Source organism: Zunongwangia pacifica, assembly GCF_023499215.1.
Classification (GTDB): Bacteria; Bacteroidota; Bacteroidia; order Flavobacteriales; family Flavobacteriaceae; genus Zunongwangia; species Zunongwangia pacifica.
Map to the genome: position 1 here is coordinate 42,556 of NZ_JAKHSK010000006.1, position 16,524 is coordinate 59,079.

General features: G+C 36.6%; 13 protein-coding genes. All 13 read right to left on the reverse strand.

The window, feature by feature from the left end; translation table 11 throughout:
• Positions 1 to 244: 244 nt before the first annotated feature.
• Complete coding sequence (locus L1967_RS05675) at positions 245 to 1,765, reverse strand: bifunctional GNAT family N-acetyltransferase/carbon-nitrogen hydrolase family protein (protein WP_249600759.1); 1,521 nt, start codon at positions 1,763 to 1,765, stop codon at positions 245 to 247.
• An 86-nt stretch (positions 1,766 to 1,851) separates the two neighbouring features.
• Entirely contained in the window at positions 1,852 to 2,478 is a 627-nt protein-coding gene (locus tag L1967_RS05680; protein ID WP_249600760.1) for a response regulator transcription factor, read from the reverse strand.
• Between the two features lie 867 nt (positions 2,479 to 3,345).
• Positions 3,346 to 4,197: a 5-oxoprolinase subunit C family protein gene (locus tag L1967_RS05685; protein WP_249600761.1), complete on the reverse strand. Its 852-nt coding sequence runs from the start codon at positions 4,195 to 4,197 to the stop codon at positions 3,346 to 3,348.
• Between the two features lies 1 nt (position 4,198).
• Positions 4,199 to 4,933, reverse strand: coding sequence for a 5-oxoprolinase subunit PxpB (pxpB, locus tag L1967_RS05690; RefSeq protein ID WP_249600762.1), 735 nt, complete (start codon positions 4,931 to 4,933; stop codon positions 4,199 to 4,201).
• Positions 4,930 to 5,667 (reverse strand): 5-oxoprolinase subunit PxpA, encoded by a 738-nt coding sequence (pxpA, locus tag L1967_RS05695; protein WP_249600763.1) that lies wholly within the window; start codon positions 5,665 to 5,667, stop codon positions 4,930 to 4,932. The genes pxpB and pxpA overlap by 4 nt, the downstream gene beginning before the upstream one ends.
• Before the next feature lie 106 nt (positions 5,668 to 5,773).
• Positions 5,774 to 6,985 (reverse strand): Nramp family divalent metal transporter, encoded by a 1,212-nt coding sequence (locus L1967_RS05700; protein ID WP_249600764.1) that lies wholly within the window; start codon positions 6,983 to 6,985, stop codon positions 5,774 to 5,776.
• A 1-nt stretch (position 6,986) separates the two neighbouring features.
• Positions 6,987 to 8,141, reverse strand: a complete 1,155-nt coding sequence (locus L1967_RS05705; protein WP_249600765.1) for a DUF2891 domain-containing protein — start codon at positions 8,139 to 8,141, stop codon at positions 6,987 to 6,989.
• Between the two features lie 85 nt (positions 8,142 to 8,226).
• Entirely contained in the window at positions 8,227 to 9,762 is a 1,536-nt protein-coding gene (locus L1967_RS05710; protein WP_249600766.1) for a YifB family Mg chelatase-like AAA ATPase, read from the reverse strand.
• Between the two features lie 50 nt (positions 9,763 to 9,812).
• On the reverse strand, positions 9,813 to 10,670 hold the full coding sequence (locus tag L1967_RS05715; protein ID WP_249600767.1) for an N-acetylglucosamine kinase: 858 nt from the start codon (positions 10,668 to 10,670) through the stop codon (positions 9,813 to 9,815).
• 96 nt (positions 10,671 to 10,766) lie between these two features.
• Positions 10,767 to 11,765, reverse strand: coding sequence for a type I glyceraldehyde-3-phosphate dehydrogenase (gene gap / locus L1967_RS05720; protein WP_249600768.1), 999 nt, complete (start codon positions 11,763 to 11,765; stop codon positions 10,767 to 10,769).
• A gap of 16 nt (positions 11,766 to 11,781) precedes the next feature.
• Positions 11,782 to 12,768: a 6-phosphofructokinase gene (pfkA, locus tag L1967_RS05725; protein ID WP_249600769.1), complete on the reverse strand. Its 987-nt coding sequence runs from the start codon at positions 12,766 to 12,768 to the stop codon at positions 11,782 to 11,784.
• 120 nt (positions 12,769 to 12,888) lie between these two features.
• Positions 12,889 to 14,337 (reverse strand): alpha-amylase family glycosyl hydrolase, encoded by a 1,449-nt coding sequence (locus L1967_RS05730; RefSeq protein WP_249600770.1) that lies wholly within the window; start codon positions 14,335 to 14,337, stop codon positions 12,889 to 12,891.
• Positions 14,338 to 14,339: 2 nt separating this feature from the next.
• Positions 14,340 to 16,187, reverse strand: a complete 1,848-nt coding sequence (locus L1967_RS05735; protein WP_249600771.1) for a glycoside hydrolase family 13 protein — start codon at positions 16,185 to 16,187, stop codon at positions 14,340 to 14,342.
• Positions 16,188 to 16,524 lie beyond the last annotated feature (337 nt).

Consider the following 16,524-nt stretch of genomic DNA (forward strand, 5'->3'; position numbering starts at 1 on the left):
TAACATCATTATTATTCTTAAAATACCTCTTGTTTTAAAGGAAATACGACATCTTATAAATTATTACAAAGCATAAAAAAAGCCATCCTGAGAGATGGCTTTTTTTATATAAATTATACACATCTTCTACAGGGTCAGGTTTTCAAAATGAAAATGACCTCGATAATTGAAGAAATAGTGTATTGTTTCTTTAAATTCATGTGATAAACTTAAGCATATTTTTTTAAGAAGCTCGTGTTTTTATCTATTTTTTCAGTTTTATAGAATATAGATCTTTTCTTCGATCTTTTAAGTTCCGCACACTTCCAAAATTATGTAATTCCTTCAGTAAATCTAAATCTACATCGGCCAGTAAGGTACTTTCAGTATTTGGAGTGGCTTCCGCTTTTACCCCATTTACCGGGAAAGCAAAGTCAGATGGCGTTAACACGGCACTTTGTGAGTATTGAATATCCATATTATTAACTTTTGGCAGGTTTCCCACAGACCCTGCAATGGCCACATAGCATTCGTTTTCTACCGCGCGGGATTGTGCACAAATTCGAACTCTGGAATACCCATTTTGGGTATCGGTCATAAATGGCACAAACAAGATATTCATCCCTTCTTCCGCTAAGAGTCTTGGAAGCTCAGGAAACTCTACATCGTAACAAATTAAAACTCCAATTTTACCACAATCGGTATCAAATGTTTGCAGTTTGGTACCCCCCTTCATTCCCCAGGCAGATTCTTCAGCGGGAGTGATGTGTAATTTTTCGTATCGCTCATAACTCCCATCGCGACGACATAAAAAGCCTACATTATACATATGCTCACCTATTACCTGCGGCATACTTCCGGTGATGATATTGATATTATAATTAATCGCAAAATCGATAAAAACCTCTAACAATTTATCGGTATAAGTGGAAAGTCCCCGAATGGCTTCAGCTTCATTTAAGTGATTAAACTCGGCCATAAGCGGCGCATTAAACAATTCAGGAAAAAGAATAAAATCGCTTTGATAATCACTAACGGCATCTACAAAAAACTCGATTTGTGATACCAGAGCGTCAAAATTCTTAAACAAACGCATTTGCCATTGTACCAGGCCTAAACGTACTACCGTTTTGGTACTTTCTATCAATTTTTGAGGTTTGGTATAATAAATATTATTCCACTCCATCAAAACAGCGTATTCTTTGCTCTCATGATCACCAGAAAGATATCCTTTAATCACCTTTTTTACGTGAAAATCGTTAGAAAGCTGAAATGATAGCACAGGATCGTGAATCTCCTGTAGTTTAACTTTGTCGATATATTTTTTGGGTGTAAGCTCGTTGGCATATTGGGCAAAATTTGGGATTCTACCACCAAAAATTATAGACTTCAAATTCAGTTGTTCACATAATTCTTTACGAGCTTCATAAAGTCGGCGTCCTAAGCGTTTGCCTCTATACTCCGGATGGATAAAAACATCTATACCGTAAAGAACATCACCATTTTTAGTATGGGTTGAAAAATTTTCGCCCCCAATAATATCATCGTAAGTATGATTATCGTCAAACTTATCGTAATTTACGATGATAGAAAGGGCGCAACCGGCAATTTTATTATCGATTACAATACAAAACTGTCCATCTGGAAATTTCTTGATCAGGTTTTTTATTTCAGCAGCGCTCCAGTAATCATCTGGCATACCACTGTAACTTTTTATCATCGAAACTTTCAGCTCTTTATAATCCTGAACTTTTAAGTTCCTAAGCTCTATTGTAGGTGTCTCCATCTTCTATAAACCATGTTTAATTCTGAAAACGAAGATACTATCTAAAAAATTAGATTTTCAAAAAAAGAAGCTAAAAACCGGGAATATTAGATAGAGTAATAATTATTTTTAATGGCATAAACAGCAAGGCCAACTCTGCTTTTAATTTGTAGTTTAACAAAAAGGCTCTCTCGGTATCCGTCGATTGTTTTTGGGCTAAGACTCATTTCAGCAGCAATCTGTTTATACGTCATCTCTGTACAAACATATTTTAGAAATTCAATCTCCCGCTCAGAAAATTGTTCTTTTGCCTGTCCTTTTTTCCCCATTTCGTCCATTAATTCTTTATCAAGATAATAGCCGGTTTCAATAACAGTTTCTATAGCGGTTTTAAATCGGTTAGGATCGATATCCTTAAGTAGATATCCTCTACACCCATAGCTAAGCATTTTTAGGATTATTTCTTCATCATCTTCCATGGTTAAGGCCATAGCTTTTTGCTTGGGAAATTCTTGTTTAAGCCATTGCATGGTTTGTAATCCATCCATTACCGGCATACGAACGTCCAATAAAATAAGATCTGGACGTAAATCCATTTTTCCTAAATTATCCTGAAGTTCTTTACCGTTTTTATAAACTGCTTTAACGCGATAACCATCGTAAGAATCGACCAATCCTTTTAAAGATTGCCCAAAAAGTTGATGATCATCGACGATTACTATCGATTTCGTCATTTGATTGATTGAATAGATTATTTTGGATACGCAAAGATATAGAAGTTCCACGATCGGGAAAATATTCTAGCTAATATTGCCAATTAATCAGTCTTGTTTTAATTTCTATGTTCAACACCCACTATTTCGACTACTATTTTCATCCCTAAATCCTAGGTCATCGTTCTTATATTTTACAATAAACTCATTATCAATACATTTAAAATCAACTTTCCATAATTTCAATCTAAAATATTGAATAATATTAGAAAAGGACAACTGTAAAATCTTAAAAATTACCAGCCTATCTTTTAAATAGATCGCAAATATTTCACCTTTAATGGTAAAATTTGTTTTAATAACGTTAAGTCTGGAAAAGCGATCTGAAGCCTTTTTAGCAACGCTGATAAATCATCATAACCCTATAACGTCAATGTTTAAAGATTTTGAAAATGTATTCAGTTCTATAAAATAATCGTCTACTAATTGCATTGATTAAGATATTAATCTTGAATATAGCTTGACGGTTATTTTTATAAAAAATAGCTTTCTTTTTTACAACCTTACTTTCAATATATCACCTCCTGTAGTACAGCCACTTACATTTGTTTTACAAGGAAGCAGTTTTTTCGTAGATTACTTGGTAATCAAATATTTAAACTTAAATTAATTTTAAGATAAAATTACAATTATTTTTTAGGCCGTTCAAAAAATTTTATTCAAAAAAGGGGTGTTTTTCCCCTTTGCTATCAGGATCTTTTAAATTACTTTTGACTTATCATTTTAGTTAGCTAAGGTGTTTTGGGGCAAAAAAGTGTCGATAGAATGTGAAGTAATTCTGAGTAGGGTCTTTGTTACTTCGTTGAACGTCTAGTCGGCACTTTTTTATTATAAGGATTTCTTAAAACAAAACTTCACTTTTTCATTCGTTAACTTTTGGGCGATAGTTCCTATGCCTTTGTCTGATAACTGCAAGACCCTTGGATAACCACCTGTAGTTTGACAATCCCTCATTAAAACTATCAATTTTCCTGACGGAGTTAGCTGAACTGTCCCTGGAACCACCGGACCGGTAATGATTGGTTTTAAATCATTTTGTAATTGCTCTTGCAACTGGATGGCCATTCTATTGTTATTTTGATCGATGCTAAAAATAGCATTCCTAAGATGTTCTTTTTGTGTTTCTGAAAGGAACTTAAATTCTGCACCTTCATAAACTTCAACTTTGTCTGTTTTTAGATAATCTTCATCAAATTTTAGAATAGCGTTGGTTTTAATTTTCGTTGCCAGATCTTCTTTATAAGATATCGCCATCGCTTTTTGCAGTTTTTCATGCTTACTAATTCCGTCGTACCAACTTTTACTTCCCAAAATTTCTTCGGTAGTAAAACCTCCCGAGATAGCGAGATAAGCCCGGCAGCCTATTATTCTTCTTCCAAAACTTAAAATATCACCTTTAGCGACTTCAAGGATCGTGTTATTTTCTACCTCTTCATTATTCAATTTTGGGGAAAGATAAGCGCCAGAAATCACAATTTTTGTCACTGCCGTAAATTCTAATTTTGGCCCCATCATGGTTATTTCCAGTACCGCATGGTTAGCATCATTTCGTAACATTAGGTTAGCGGTTCTTGCCGCGTATCGATCCATTACCCCACTTGCAGGAACGCCAAATTCCATATTTCCAAATCTTCCATAATCCTGAATGCTACTAAAAAGTCCTGGTTGCAAAACCTTCATTTCACCCATTTCGTTTTTGTTTATTTAGTTGAAATTTTCCCTGTTCCACCTGCTGCTTTACACAATCATATTCGGTACGATCTATACTTTTAAATTTGATATAATCTCCAGCTGAAATTTGGGCAGGAATTTGGGTATTTTTATTAAAAAAATTAATCGGACAATTACCAATAATTTGCCAACCACCAGGACTCACTTTTGGATAAATTCCGGTTTGATTTTCGCCTATGCCAACGGCCCCTTTTTCGATCTTCATTCGGGGTTGTGATTTTCTTGAAATCTGAAGTTTTTTATCTAAGCCTCCCAGGTATAAAAATCCTGGTAAAAAACCCATAAAATAAACCCGATATTCTGGCTGCGTATGTAAAGAAATTATCTCTGAAATTTGCAGGTTTTTCTCCTTCGCGATAAGCTCTAAATCGATCCCAAATTCCAGATCATAACACACTGGAATTTCGAATACGCTGCTTTCTAAAATTTTCGTATTATTGTGCTGCTGAAATACCTCTTTTATCGCTTTAACATCACTATAAACATCTTCTATAGCAACAAAGTAATTAATTAATATCGAGTTATATGTGTTAATCACCTCAACCTTTTGTTCAACATATAGTTGCTGAATCAAATTTCGGTAAAACAATACCTTATCCAACAATTTTTCGCTAATAATTTGTTCAAACTGAACTAAAATAGCGTTATCTCCCAAGGGAGAAATTTGTGGTAAATCCCTACTCATGTATTCTTGATCTTTATATTTTCTTCGGAAAATCTTTGATGTAAAAATCGTAGAATTTCAACTGAATTTTTAGTGTCGCTATGCAAACAAAAAGTATTGGCATCACAAGGTAAATATTGGCCACTTTTGGCGATTATTTTTTGCTCCTGAAACATGCTTAAAACATGCTTAAAAACTGCTTCTTTTTCTTCGATTACGGCATGGGGTTCAGCCCTGCTCACTAATGAATAATCTGCCTCATAATTTCGATCTGCAAAAGCTTCAAAAATGATATTTATTTTTCCTTTTGCCACTTCAGAAATCACAGAATTGATTGGTACAAAAAGACTAAAATCATCCTCAATTTCCAATAAACTTTCCACAATAATTTGGGCTATTTTTTCATCTTTTGCAGCATCATTATACAATGCCCCATGGGGTTTTACATGATGCAGTTTTGTTCCTTTTTCTATGGCAATATTTTGTAACGATAGTAACTGATCCCGGATACTTCTTTTAAGAGCTTCAGAAGAAACCTCCATTGATCTTCTCCCAAAATTTTCTTTGTCGGGATACGAAGGATGTGCCCCAATATTCGTATTATTTTTGATGGCGAGATTGATTGTATTTTCCATCGTTCTCAGATCACCGGCATGGCCACCACAGGCAATATTACAACTAGAAATTAAAGGCATTAACAAATGATCGTAATCGCCACCTTCACCAAGATCGCAATTAATATCTATCTCTTTCATAATTTCATTTTACTAGAAATTGTAAAATAAAGTTTTTTCGGCAAAAAAGTACTAAATAAATGATAAGCCTTTGCTAGTGATAGATTTGAAGATCTGAACCACTAATTTATAACACGGTATAAATTGATTTTACCCCCAAGAAGATGGCAATAGCGATAACCAATGCTCCAAAGATATTTTGAAGTAAGGAATTTTTATAATCTCCTAAAACCGACGTTTTATTGACTACCCAAAATAGGAAAATGGCAATTACCGGCAGTAAAATTCCGTTTGCGATCTGCGCAAATTGAATTAATTGTATAGGTTGAATTTTTAAAGAAGAGCAAAAAACACCCAAAATCAAGACAAAAGCCCAAACAGCTTTAAACTTAGTCGATTTTAAATTGGTTTTCCATCCCAAACATCCTTTTACCACGTAAGCTGCTGCCAGCGGAGCCGTAATCGAAGAGGTGATTCCCGCAGCCAAAAGGCCAATGGCCATAAACCAGGAGGCATAATCGCCAAAAACAGGTTTTAAACCTTCAGCCAGATCTAGCGCATTGCTTACATCATCTAATCCAGCTGCGGCACCGCAAATTAAAATCGCCATAGAAACAATGCCGCCCAAGACGATAGCAATAATCAATTCGATTTTAGCCGTTTTAAGATACTTTTTATCTTTCCACTTCTCACTAACCAGCGAGGCATGCAAAAACAAATTATAAGGCACTACGGTGGTTCCAACCAAAGCGATCACTCCCAGAATTCCGGTAGAAATATCGTAAGGTATAAATCCGTTTAAAATTTTAGCAATATCAGGTTTTACGGCAATCGCAGTAATGATAAAAGCCAGGCTCATTAAAATGACCAGTGCTATAAAGACTTTTTCCAACACTTTATAATTCCCTATCCAAAGAATCGCAAAAGCGATAGCGCCAACAACAATACTCCAAATATTTACTTCTAAATTAAATAAACTTACATGTTGCCCTCCAAAAACGGCTTGTAACCCCAAAACGGCCCCGGTAATGTTACCGGCTTCGTAAGCAGCGTTACCAATAACGATTGCTGAAAAAATAAGCGCCAGTGCTACCAATCGCCAAACCGGTTTTTTGAGTTCATATCGAATATTATCGCTTAGGCCTTTTTGTGAAACAACGCCCAACCTGGCAGCCATTTCTTGCAAAATGATACAAGAAAAAATAGATAGTAATAATGCCCAAAGTAAGGAATAGCCAAAATTAACGCCTGCCAATGTACAGGCGGTTACCGTTCCAGGGCCAATAAAAGCAGCAGAAACTAATATTCCGGGGCCTAATTCTTTTAGAGAATGCTTCAAATTACTTTTTATCCTGACTTAAGGCATAAATCGCAAAAGTCCCCAGCCAGTGACCACCTTCGTAAGCATCGCCCACCAAATTAGGGAACGAATAGGCTAAATGGCTATCGGCAAGAGATCTTAAATGGCCGAATTTCTCTGGATAATTGTTTGCCAAACCATAAAAAACCCAGGCTCGACTAAAGTTTAAGCCATCTAAATGAACTAGTTTACCATCACTTCGATCAGACACTTCACCTACTTCTATTGAAAAATCTTTCTTGTTAAGTGCAGGCATAAAATCTTCTATCCAAAGAAAAAATGCATTTTTAGGCATAATTCTTCGCATAATATCGACTTCTTCTAAACAAGGAGACAAAAAATCATAGCCTCCAGGTTCCCACGAAATGGGACAGTCATCATCCTTTAAGTAAAAATCTTTTGCCCGCTTAGAAATTAATTCCTCAAGTTCCACATTCTGTGTTGTTACTGCAAAATCGTAAGCAAAGCTCAAACCGAATGCAGTATTGGTATGTTCTCCTACCCTAATTGGATACTTTAGTTTAGGTAGAAATTCCAAGTATCGGGACACAATCAAATCAGTTAGTGGTTGTAGATTTTTATCTAATTGTTTTGCTAAAGGATCATCCCATGTTTTAATTTCTTCAGCAAGCTTTAAAAGCCAGGCCCAACCATAAGTCCGTTCATAACTATTTTCCTGCGGACGCTTAAAATAAGCTACTTCTGCTTTAATATTTTCAGCCGATAAAGATTGTTCTAATTTTTGACGAATCTCCTCTGCTTTTTTAAGATTTGGGAATTTTTTAAGTAAAGCCACCATCGACCAATGCCCATGTACCGAGCTGTGCCAATCAAAGCAGCCATAAAACGCGGGATGTAACTCTTTTGGTTCTCCTAAAGCCTCGGCATTTTCTAGGGTCTGACTTAACTTGTTAGGATATTCTGTACCAACACACGCTAAAGGAAGTTCTGCCAGCTTATTTGCTTCTTCAAGCGTAAAATTTATAGTCTCCTCAGGACTTATGGTCTCCGTTATCGTATCTATATCTATCAAGGAGTCCGATGACGTTTCATTAGGATTGGCAGTATCGTTTGCGGTTTCATTTTTACAACCAAAAAGGCTAAAAGCTGCAAAAACAAGCACTAATTTTTTCATGTATTGGGATGGATTGAAAATTCAAGAACAATTTATCAAAAAATAATTACAAAAATTTAAAGGTCTTCCTAAAAAGAGAAAACATTTATCCCAGCCAACCATCTCTGTCTAAACTGCGATACTGAATGGCTTCGCTAATGTGCGCAGATTTTATTCCTTCGGAGGCTTCTAAATCGGCTATAGTTCTGGAAACTTTTAAAATTCGGTCATAAGCTCTTGCTGAAAGATTTAAACGTTCCATTGCCGTTTTTAGCAAGTTTTTTGAAGTGCTATCTAATTTACAGAATTTCGAAATCTGCTTGGTTCCCATCTGGGCGTTATAATGAATATTTTCGTACTCCTCAAAACGTTGGGTTTGCAGTTCTCTGGCTTTAGTTACCCGCTTTCGAATTTCTATGCTATTTTCACCTTTTCTTTCTTCACTAAGTTTATCAAACGGAACCGGAGTAACTTCAATATGAATATCAATGCGATCCAGCAAAGGACCGCTAATTTTACTTAAATAACGTTGCATTTCTGCCGGTGAAGACGTGACAGGAGCATCGGGATCATTAAAATAACCACCGGGACTCGGATTCATACTCGCCACCAGCATAAAACTGGAAGGATACGTGACCGTAAATTTAGCTCTGGAAATCGTTACTTCCCGATCTTCTAACGGTTGCCGCATTACTTCTAAAACACTACGCTTAAATTCGGGAAGTTCATCCAAAAATAAAACGCCGTTATGAGAAAGCGAAATTTCTCCCGGTTGCGGATAAGCTCCACCACCCACCAGCGCAACATCTGAAATTGTGTGATGTGGACTACGAAACGGGCGTTGCGCCATGAGCCCATGATCTTTAATTTTCCCAACAACACTGTGTATTTTGGTAGTTTCGAGTGCCTCATGCAGGGTCATTGGCGGCAAAATACTGGGTAATCTTTTTGCCAGCATGGTTTTACCGGCACCTGGCGGGCCTATTAAAATAATATTATGGCCACCTGCTGCGGCAATTTCCATACAGCGTTTTATAGATTCCTGACCTTTAACATCTGCAAAATCATGTTCTGGATGATCTAAATGATTATAAAACTCTTCCCGAGTATTTATGATGGTTTCGTGAAGCGCTACTCCCTTATCAAAATGATCACAGACTTCTCTGATATTATTTACGCCATAAACTTTTAAGTCTGAAACTATAGCTGCTTCTTTGGCGTTTTGTTGCGGTAGAATAAAATGCTTAAAACCTTCTTGCTTGGCTTTTATGGCAATAGGAAGTGCTCCCTTGATGGGTTGTAAACTTCCATCAAGGGATAATTCTCCCATAATAATATATTCTGAAACATTTTCGGCTTTAATCTGGCCAGAGGCGGCCAAAATACCGATTGCAAAAGTAAGGTCGTAAGCCGATCCTTCTTTGCGAAGATCGGCCGGAGCCATATTTACAATAATCTTTTTTCCCGGAAACTTAAATCCGTTATTCTGAAGTGCTGCGGCAATTCTAAAACTACTTTCCTTAACCGCATTATCTGGCAATCCTACTAAATGATAGCCAATTCCTTTATCGATATTAACCTCTACCGCAATGGTTGTGGCTTCTACACCAAAAACAGCGCTACCATAAACTTTTACCAGCATTTAAAGACAATTTCCTTAAATGTAGTAAATATTTCTTTAATAACTGTAGCCTAAACAGTTAACACATTCTTACGATAGTGCTCTACTAAAGCATCTATAGGGCGTCTTACAATATTCCCTACCTCGATACCATAAGGCTGTAAAACTGCTCTAATGATATCTTCACTAAAATAAGCAATTGTACCTATAAAGTGTACCGGTGTAGTACGACATTCAGGATAACATAGTACACGAGAATGTACAAAATCTGTTAAGCCTTCATGAACTAATTTATAGAAGTATCCATTACGCTCGTTTGCAAAAATAAATTCAGCAAAAGAAGCTAAATAGGTATTTGGATTTTCTTTTTGATAGATATTTCTTTTTATCTCGTCACTGCCTACATCAAACTTCTCTGCAAATTTAACGGCAAGTTCTGGCGGCATTCTTTTGTAGTAGTAATCACGTATAAGTCTTTTCCCAAAGTAATTACCACTGGCTTCATCCATTAAGATATATCCTAAAGAAGCTACGGCCTGATGAATATTTTCTCCATCAAAATAGCATGAATTAGATCCTGTTCCTAGAATACAAACGATCCCGGGCTCTGTAGTAGCAGCATAAACCGCAGCGACCATATCTTCTTTTACCATTACATCATCGGCATTGGTAAAGAAATTAGCAATAATTCCGGCTAAAAGTTTACTAGGCTTCTCTGTACCGCAACCTGCACCAAAAAAATGAACTCTTTCTACCTTATCTTTTACTTCTCTAAGGTCTGGGTTTTCTTCTATACGTTGTTCTAATACTATCTCTGGAAATACGGCTGGATTTAATCCTTTAGTTCTTGTTTTAAAAATCTTTTCTCCGGTGGAATCCATTAATATCCAGTCGCACTTTGTAGAGCCACCATCTGCTATTAGTATCATTTGCTATTTAGTATTGATTAGAGATAAAAAAGCCTGAAAAACTGTGTAAATTCAAAAAATCTGAATTTCCACACAATCTTTCAGGCCGATAATTAATTATAAAGAAGCTACGTGTGCAGCTAAATCTACAAGTTTAGACGAATAACCATATTCGTTATCATACCAAGCGATTAATTTGAAGAAGTTATCGTTAAGTGCGATACCAGCTTCAGCATCAAAATTACAAGTATGAGCATCAGATACGTAATCCTGGCTTACTACAGCGTCGTCTGTATAAGAAATTACTCCTTTGTAATCTCCATCAGCAGCTTTTTTCATTGCGGCTTTAATATCTTCGTAAGAAGCAGCTTTCTCAGTTTTTACAGTTAAGTCTACAACAGAAACGTCTGTAGTAGGAACTCTAAATGCCATACCGGTAAGTTTTCCTTTAAGAGAAGGGATTACTTTAGTTACCGCTACTGCAGCCCCTGTAGAACTTGGGATAATGTTAGCCATTGCGCTTCTTCCTAATCTATAGTTCTTTCTAGATGGAGAATCTACAGTAAACTGAGTAGATGTAGACGCGTGAACGGTTGTCATTAAACCTTCCACAAGACCAAACTCATCATCGATCACTTTTGCAAGTGGTGCAAGACAGTTTGTAGTACAAGAAGCGTTAGAAACGATATCCTGATCTGCAGTTACTTCGTGGTGGTTTACTCCCATTACAAACATAGGAGCTGTTTTAGAAGGTGCAGAAATTACAACTTTTCTAGCTCCAGCTTCAAGGTGAGCTTTTGCGTTATCTAAGTCTGTAAAAATACCTGTACAATCTAGTACAACTTCTACTCCAGCATCATTCCATTTTAAATCTGCAGGATTTCTTTCTGCGGTTACTCTAATTGTTTTACCATCCACAACAAGATTTCCGTCTTTTACTTCAACAGAACCTTTAAATTTACCGTGAACAGAATCATATTTTAGAAGGTATGCTAAGTGATCTACATCAAGTAAATCATTAATGGCAACTACCTCTACTTTTTCGCTTTGTGCAGCTATTCTAAAGGCTATACGCCCAATTCGACCAAAACCGTTAATTCCAATTTTTGTACTCATTTTTCTATTTTTAAATTTAAACTGAAGTGATGTCTGCCACCCTTCTTAATTCTTTATCATATTTTGCCTCACCGTTAATGGCTTCGGTAAGCGGTACGCGAATCACGTGTTGATGACTTAAGCCAATCATTACTTTAGAATCCCCGTCCAGTAGTGCTTCTACAGCTCCTACTCCTAATTTACTTGCCAGAACACGATCAAAACAACTTGGTCGCCCTCCTCTTTGGATATGTCCCAAAACAGATACTCTAATATCGTATCCTTCTAAATGCTCTTCTACATATTCTGCAAGCTGAAATATATTCTTCCCGCTTTTTTCTCCTTCGGCTACTACTATGATGCTGGAAAGTTTGCCGGACATTTTACTCTTTCTTAATGATTCCAACATACGTTCTACCCCTTCATCTTCCTCTGGAATCAAAATCTCTTCGGCTCCTGCTCCTATTCCGCTATTAAGAGCAATGTCTCCCGCATCCCTTCCCATAACTTCTATAAAGAACAATCGGTTATGAGAACTGGCAGTATCTCTAATTTTATCAATGGCATCTACAACAGTATTTAGTGCAGTATCATACCCTAGGGTAAAATCTGTACCACTAATATCATTGTCTATCGTAGCAGGAATTCCAACTATTGGAAGATCAAATTCCTGACTAAAATACACGCCACCCGTAAAAGTACCATCTCCGCCGATAACTACCAAAGCGTCAATGTTATTTTTTGTTAATTGCTCGTATGCTTTCTTTCGGCCTTCTACGGTTTTAAACTCCATAGAACGAGCAGATTTTAGAAAAGTACCTCCTTTATTAATAATGTTACGTACAGATCTGGCATTTAGTTCTTCAAAGTCTCCTTCCATTAAGCCTTGGTAACCTCTGTAGATCCCTACACAATCAACATTATAAAAAGAACAAGCCCTAACCACCGCGCGAATTGCAGCGTTCATTCCGGGAGCATCTCCTCCCGACGTTAAGACACCTATTTTTTTTATTGTATTTGCCATCACCTCAAAGCTATTTTAAATCTTAAATATAACCTAATTTGAGTGGAAACTAAATCGATTTCGGTTAATAACTAATAAAAACAGCCCTAAACGCGGGCTGTTTTTATGATTTTGTGAATTTTATTGCCGAATTATTAAAATTTTATATTCCCAAGGAGAAAATTTAAATTGTTGATTTTTCTTAATTTCGAAAACTTTTTCGTTGTTCATATAATCAATAAACTGACCATCTATAGCTATGGAAAATGATTTAACACTATTCGTTAAATTTCCAATAAAAATTATTTGATCTTCACCTTTTTTTCGAACGAATGAAAAAATAGAGTGTTCATCAGAATTCTGAATTTCGATAAATTCAGCGGGTGTTTTTGAACCGTCTAACGCCGGACTTTCATTTTTTAATGTCCCAAGTTTGGATAAAATTGGCCAGAATTTATTTTGCTGATGTGGAATGGTATCCTTCTCAAAAAACCGGAGGCGCTTTTGCATATCGTATTCCTGCCCGCTATAAATTAAAGGCATTCCCGGTAAAGTAAAAATTAAAGCCGTCATCACTTCTGCGGCATCCCCCATTCTTTCGTTTACCGAGCCACTCCAGCTGTTTTCATCGTGATTGGTAACAAAATTCATTAGATAATCATCCTGCTGGTACGTTGTATCTATTTTCTTTATATAATCGCTTAGATCCTTCGCATTTTGCTTTCCCTGTGCGATCGCATTTAAAATATGATGACCTTCCCAGTTATACCCCATATCAAAAGCAGCTTCAAAAAGATCTTTATCTTCAGATTCTGCCAACATAAAAATGGGTTTCACCTGTTTTATCTCTTCAACGGCAGATTCCCAAAATTCGGTGGGTACTTCACCGGCTACATCACATCTAAATCCGTCAATATTTTGCTCTTCCACCCAATAGCGCATATCCTTGCGCATTTCAGTCCACAACGCTTTATTATCATAATTAAGATCGGCAACATCTGTCCACCCCCAGCTCTCACCGGTTTCCGGATTTATAGGATCTATAATCTCTCCGGCTTCATTTTTAGTATAAAATTCGGGATGCTCTTTGATCCAAACATGATCCCAGCCGGTATGATTTGCTACCCAATCCAAGATCACATAAATGCCGTTATCATGAGCTGTTTTTACTAATTTCTGAAAATCCTCTAGCGTCCCAAACTCAGGATTGATTCCGGTATAATCTGAAATAGCATAATAACTTCCTAAAATCTTTTCGCGTTCCTTAGGATCTTCAATTTCTTCTGCAAACCTGCCATCAGCAGCTTTTCGTTTTACAGCAGATATTGGATATACCGGCATTAACCAGATCACCTTTACGCCCAACTCTTTTAGCTGCGGAATATCTTTCGTAAACTCATTAAAAGTACCTTCAGGCGAATATTGCCTAATATTAGCTTCATAAATAACCGATTGTCCTAAAATACTATCGTTTATAGGGGCTAATTTTTCAGCTTTTTCATTTTTATTATTAACCTTTTTTTCAGAAGTTTCATTTTTACAGGCAGCAAGCATCGAAACTGCAAGTGCCGCTATTATAAATCTTTTCATTTTTATTGAAGTTGAATTACCATGGCATCCTGTGCCTTAATACTTAAAGTTTCGTCTAACCGAATAGTTTCTCCTGAAATAATTTCCTTCCCGGATGTCGAATCCTGAATTCCTTCAGCATATCTTTTTAAATCTAATTTCTGGTCTTCAGCATTGTTATTGATAATCACCATTACGCGGTTTTCATCATTATATCTAAAATAGACATACACATTATTTTCAGGTAAAAACTGAAGCATTTTACCAAACTGCAATACTTCATTTTCTTTCCTGAAATTCAATAATCTTGAGGTGAGATCGAAATATTGTGACTGCGTTTCCGTTCTTCCTTCCGCAGTAAAAGCCGATTGTTCATCGCCTTCCCAACCACCGGGAAAATCCTGACGAATCGCACCATCGCCTTTTCCTTTATCTCCTCGCATGCCAATCTCATCACCATAATAGATTTGCGGCGTGCCACGTACTGTAGCGATCATCGTCATCGCCATTTTATATTTCTGGAAATCGCCATCATAAATCTCATTGAATCTACCAGTATCGTGATTTCCCATAAATACCAGTAAATTATCGGTGTTGGCGTATAAAAAGTCATTTACAAAATTCTCGTAAGCTTTAATCATGCCGCGATCCCAGCTGGCGTCCTGCTCATGGAACATCGCTGTCATCGCATCATGCAAAGTAAAATCCATTACCGATGGCAAATAAGAATTGTAATCCTGAATCGCACCAATCGGGCTATCCTTTTGCCAGTAGCTTATTTGCGCCTGGTCGTGCATCCAAACTTCCCCAACGATATTAAAATACGGATATTCGTCCATGATCGCTTTGGTCCATTTCGCGATGCCTTCTTTATCATTATAAGAATAGGTATCTACACGAAATCCGTCCAATCCCGAATATTCGATCCACCAAATCGCATTCTGAATCAAATAATTTAAAACCAACGGATTACTCTGATTCAAATCTGGCATCGTACCGGTAAACCAGCCATCTACACAATATTTAAAATCACGTTCAGATTTATGAGGATCGTACTGCGTGGTCATTCTATAATTAGAATTCTCGTAACCCGGGAACTGGTGCACCCAATCGTAAGTTGGCAGATCTTTGATCATCCAATGCTCACTACCCCAGTGATTGGTTACGTAATCCATAATTAATTTCATGTCTTTTTTATGAAGCTCATCGGCTAGGCGCTTGTAATCTTCGTTTGTTCCATAACGTGGATCGATCTTGTACACATCACTTTGCGCGTAGGTATGATACGAATATCCCGCATCATCATCGGCCAGTAAAGGTGTGCTCCAAAGTGCCGTAACCCCCAAATCTTCCAAGTAATCTAAATGATCGATCACTCCCTGTATATCCCCACCGTGACGACCGCCTTGTTTAGCACGATCTGCTTTTTCCTGCATTTCTACTGAAGAATCATTATCTGGATTTCCGTTAGCAAAACGATCTGGCATAATTAGATAAATGGCATCACTGGCATCAAAACCTTCACGTAACGCTGAACCTTCAGTTCTTTGCTTTAATTCAAAAGTTTTTTTAAGGTCTCTTTTGCCTTTTTTACTAAAAGTGAATTCATAATTCCCAGCAGCAAGATCTCCAGAATTGATGGTTACAAACACATAATTTGGGTTTTCTGTTTTTCTGATATTATTGATAATCAGATCATCTTTTGAAGAAACCTCGTACGTCCCGATATTCTCTCCGTAGAACATAATCTGAAGTTCCGGCAGGTTCATATCGCTCCACCAAAAAGGCGGCTCCATTTTATCGATTTGCGCTTGCGCCACTCCTGAAAATAATATCAGAAGAAACACAAGATGGTATAATTTAGTTTTCATTTTTGTTATTTTAAGCTGACCGCTTTTAGCGATCAGCTCACAGTTTTAATTATATAAGATCTCTCCACACCACTTTGTTTCGGTCGAAATGACAGTGTATTTTGGATGTAATTCAAAGTTTAAAATTTGAGATTCAATATTAATTTTCAAATTCACACATTAGCATATTTCAAATTAATCGATCTCATTTCTATTTTCTTCGAATTCTCTTCAATATAAACACTCGAAGTAAAATTTTTTCGTGAAAAGATTTCTCCACTCCACTTTGTTTTGGTCGAAATGACAAAGGATTTTATTCGTAATTCAAAGTTTAAAAGATTCTAACCAGAATTCGATT

What these genes read in the sequence shown, in the direction of transcription:
- L1967_RS05705 (WP_249600765.1), bottom strand. Translation starts at nt 8,141, where the DNA reads ATGAAAAAATTAGTGCTTGTTTTTGCAGCTTTTAGCCTTTTTGGTTGT.
- pxpB (WP_249600762.1), bottom strand. Translation starts at nt 4,933, where the DNA reads ATGAGTAGGGATTTACCACAAATTTCTCCCTTGGGAGATAACGCTATT.
- L1967_RS05675 (WP_249600759.1), bottom strand. Translation starts at nt 1,765, where the DNA reads ATGGAGACACCTACAATAGAGCTTAGGAACTTAAAAGTTCAGGATTAT.
- pfkA (WP_249600769.1), bottom strand. Translation starts at nt 12,768, where the DNA reads ATGGCAAATACAATAAAAAAAATAGGTGTCTTAACGTCGGGAGGAGAT.
- pxpA (WP_249600763.1), bottom strand. Translation starts at nt 5,667, where the DNA reads ATGAAAGAGATAGATATTAATTGCGATCTTGGTGAAGGTGGCGATTAC.
- L1967_RS05730 (WP_249600770.1), bottom strand. Translation starts at nt 14,337, where the DNA reads ATGAAAAGATTTATAATAGCGGCACTTGCAGTTTCGATGCTTGCTGCC.
- gap (WP_249600768.1), bottom strand. Translation starts at nt 11,765, where the DNA reads ATGAGTACAAAAATTGGAATTAACGGTTTTGGTCGAATTGGGCGTATA.
- L1967_RS05680 (WP_249600760.1), bottom strand. Translation starts at nt 2,478, where the DNA reads ATGACGAAATCGATAGTAATCGTCGATGATCATCAACTTTTTGGGCAA.
- L1967_RS05715 (WP_249600767.1), bottom strand. Translation starts at nt 10,670, where the DNA reads ATGATACTAATAGCAGATGGTGGCTCTACAAAGTGCGACTGGATATTA.
- L1967_RS05685 (WP_249600761.1), bottom strand. Translation starts at nt 4,197, where the DNA reads ATGAAGGTTTTGCAACCAGGACTTTTTAGTAGCATTCAGGATTATGGA.
- L1967_RS05735 (WP_249600771.1), bottom strand. Translation starts at nt 16,187, where the DNA reads ATGAAAACTAAATTATACCATCTTGTGTTTCTTCTGATATTATTTTCA.
- L1967_RS05710 (WP_249600766.1), bottom strand. Translation starts at nt 9,762, where the DNA reads ATGCTGGTAAAAGTTTATGGTAGCGCTGTTTTTGGTGTAGAAGCCACA.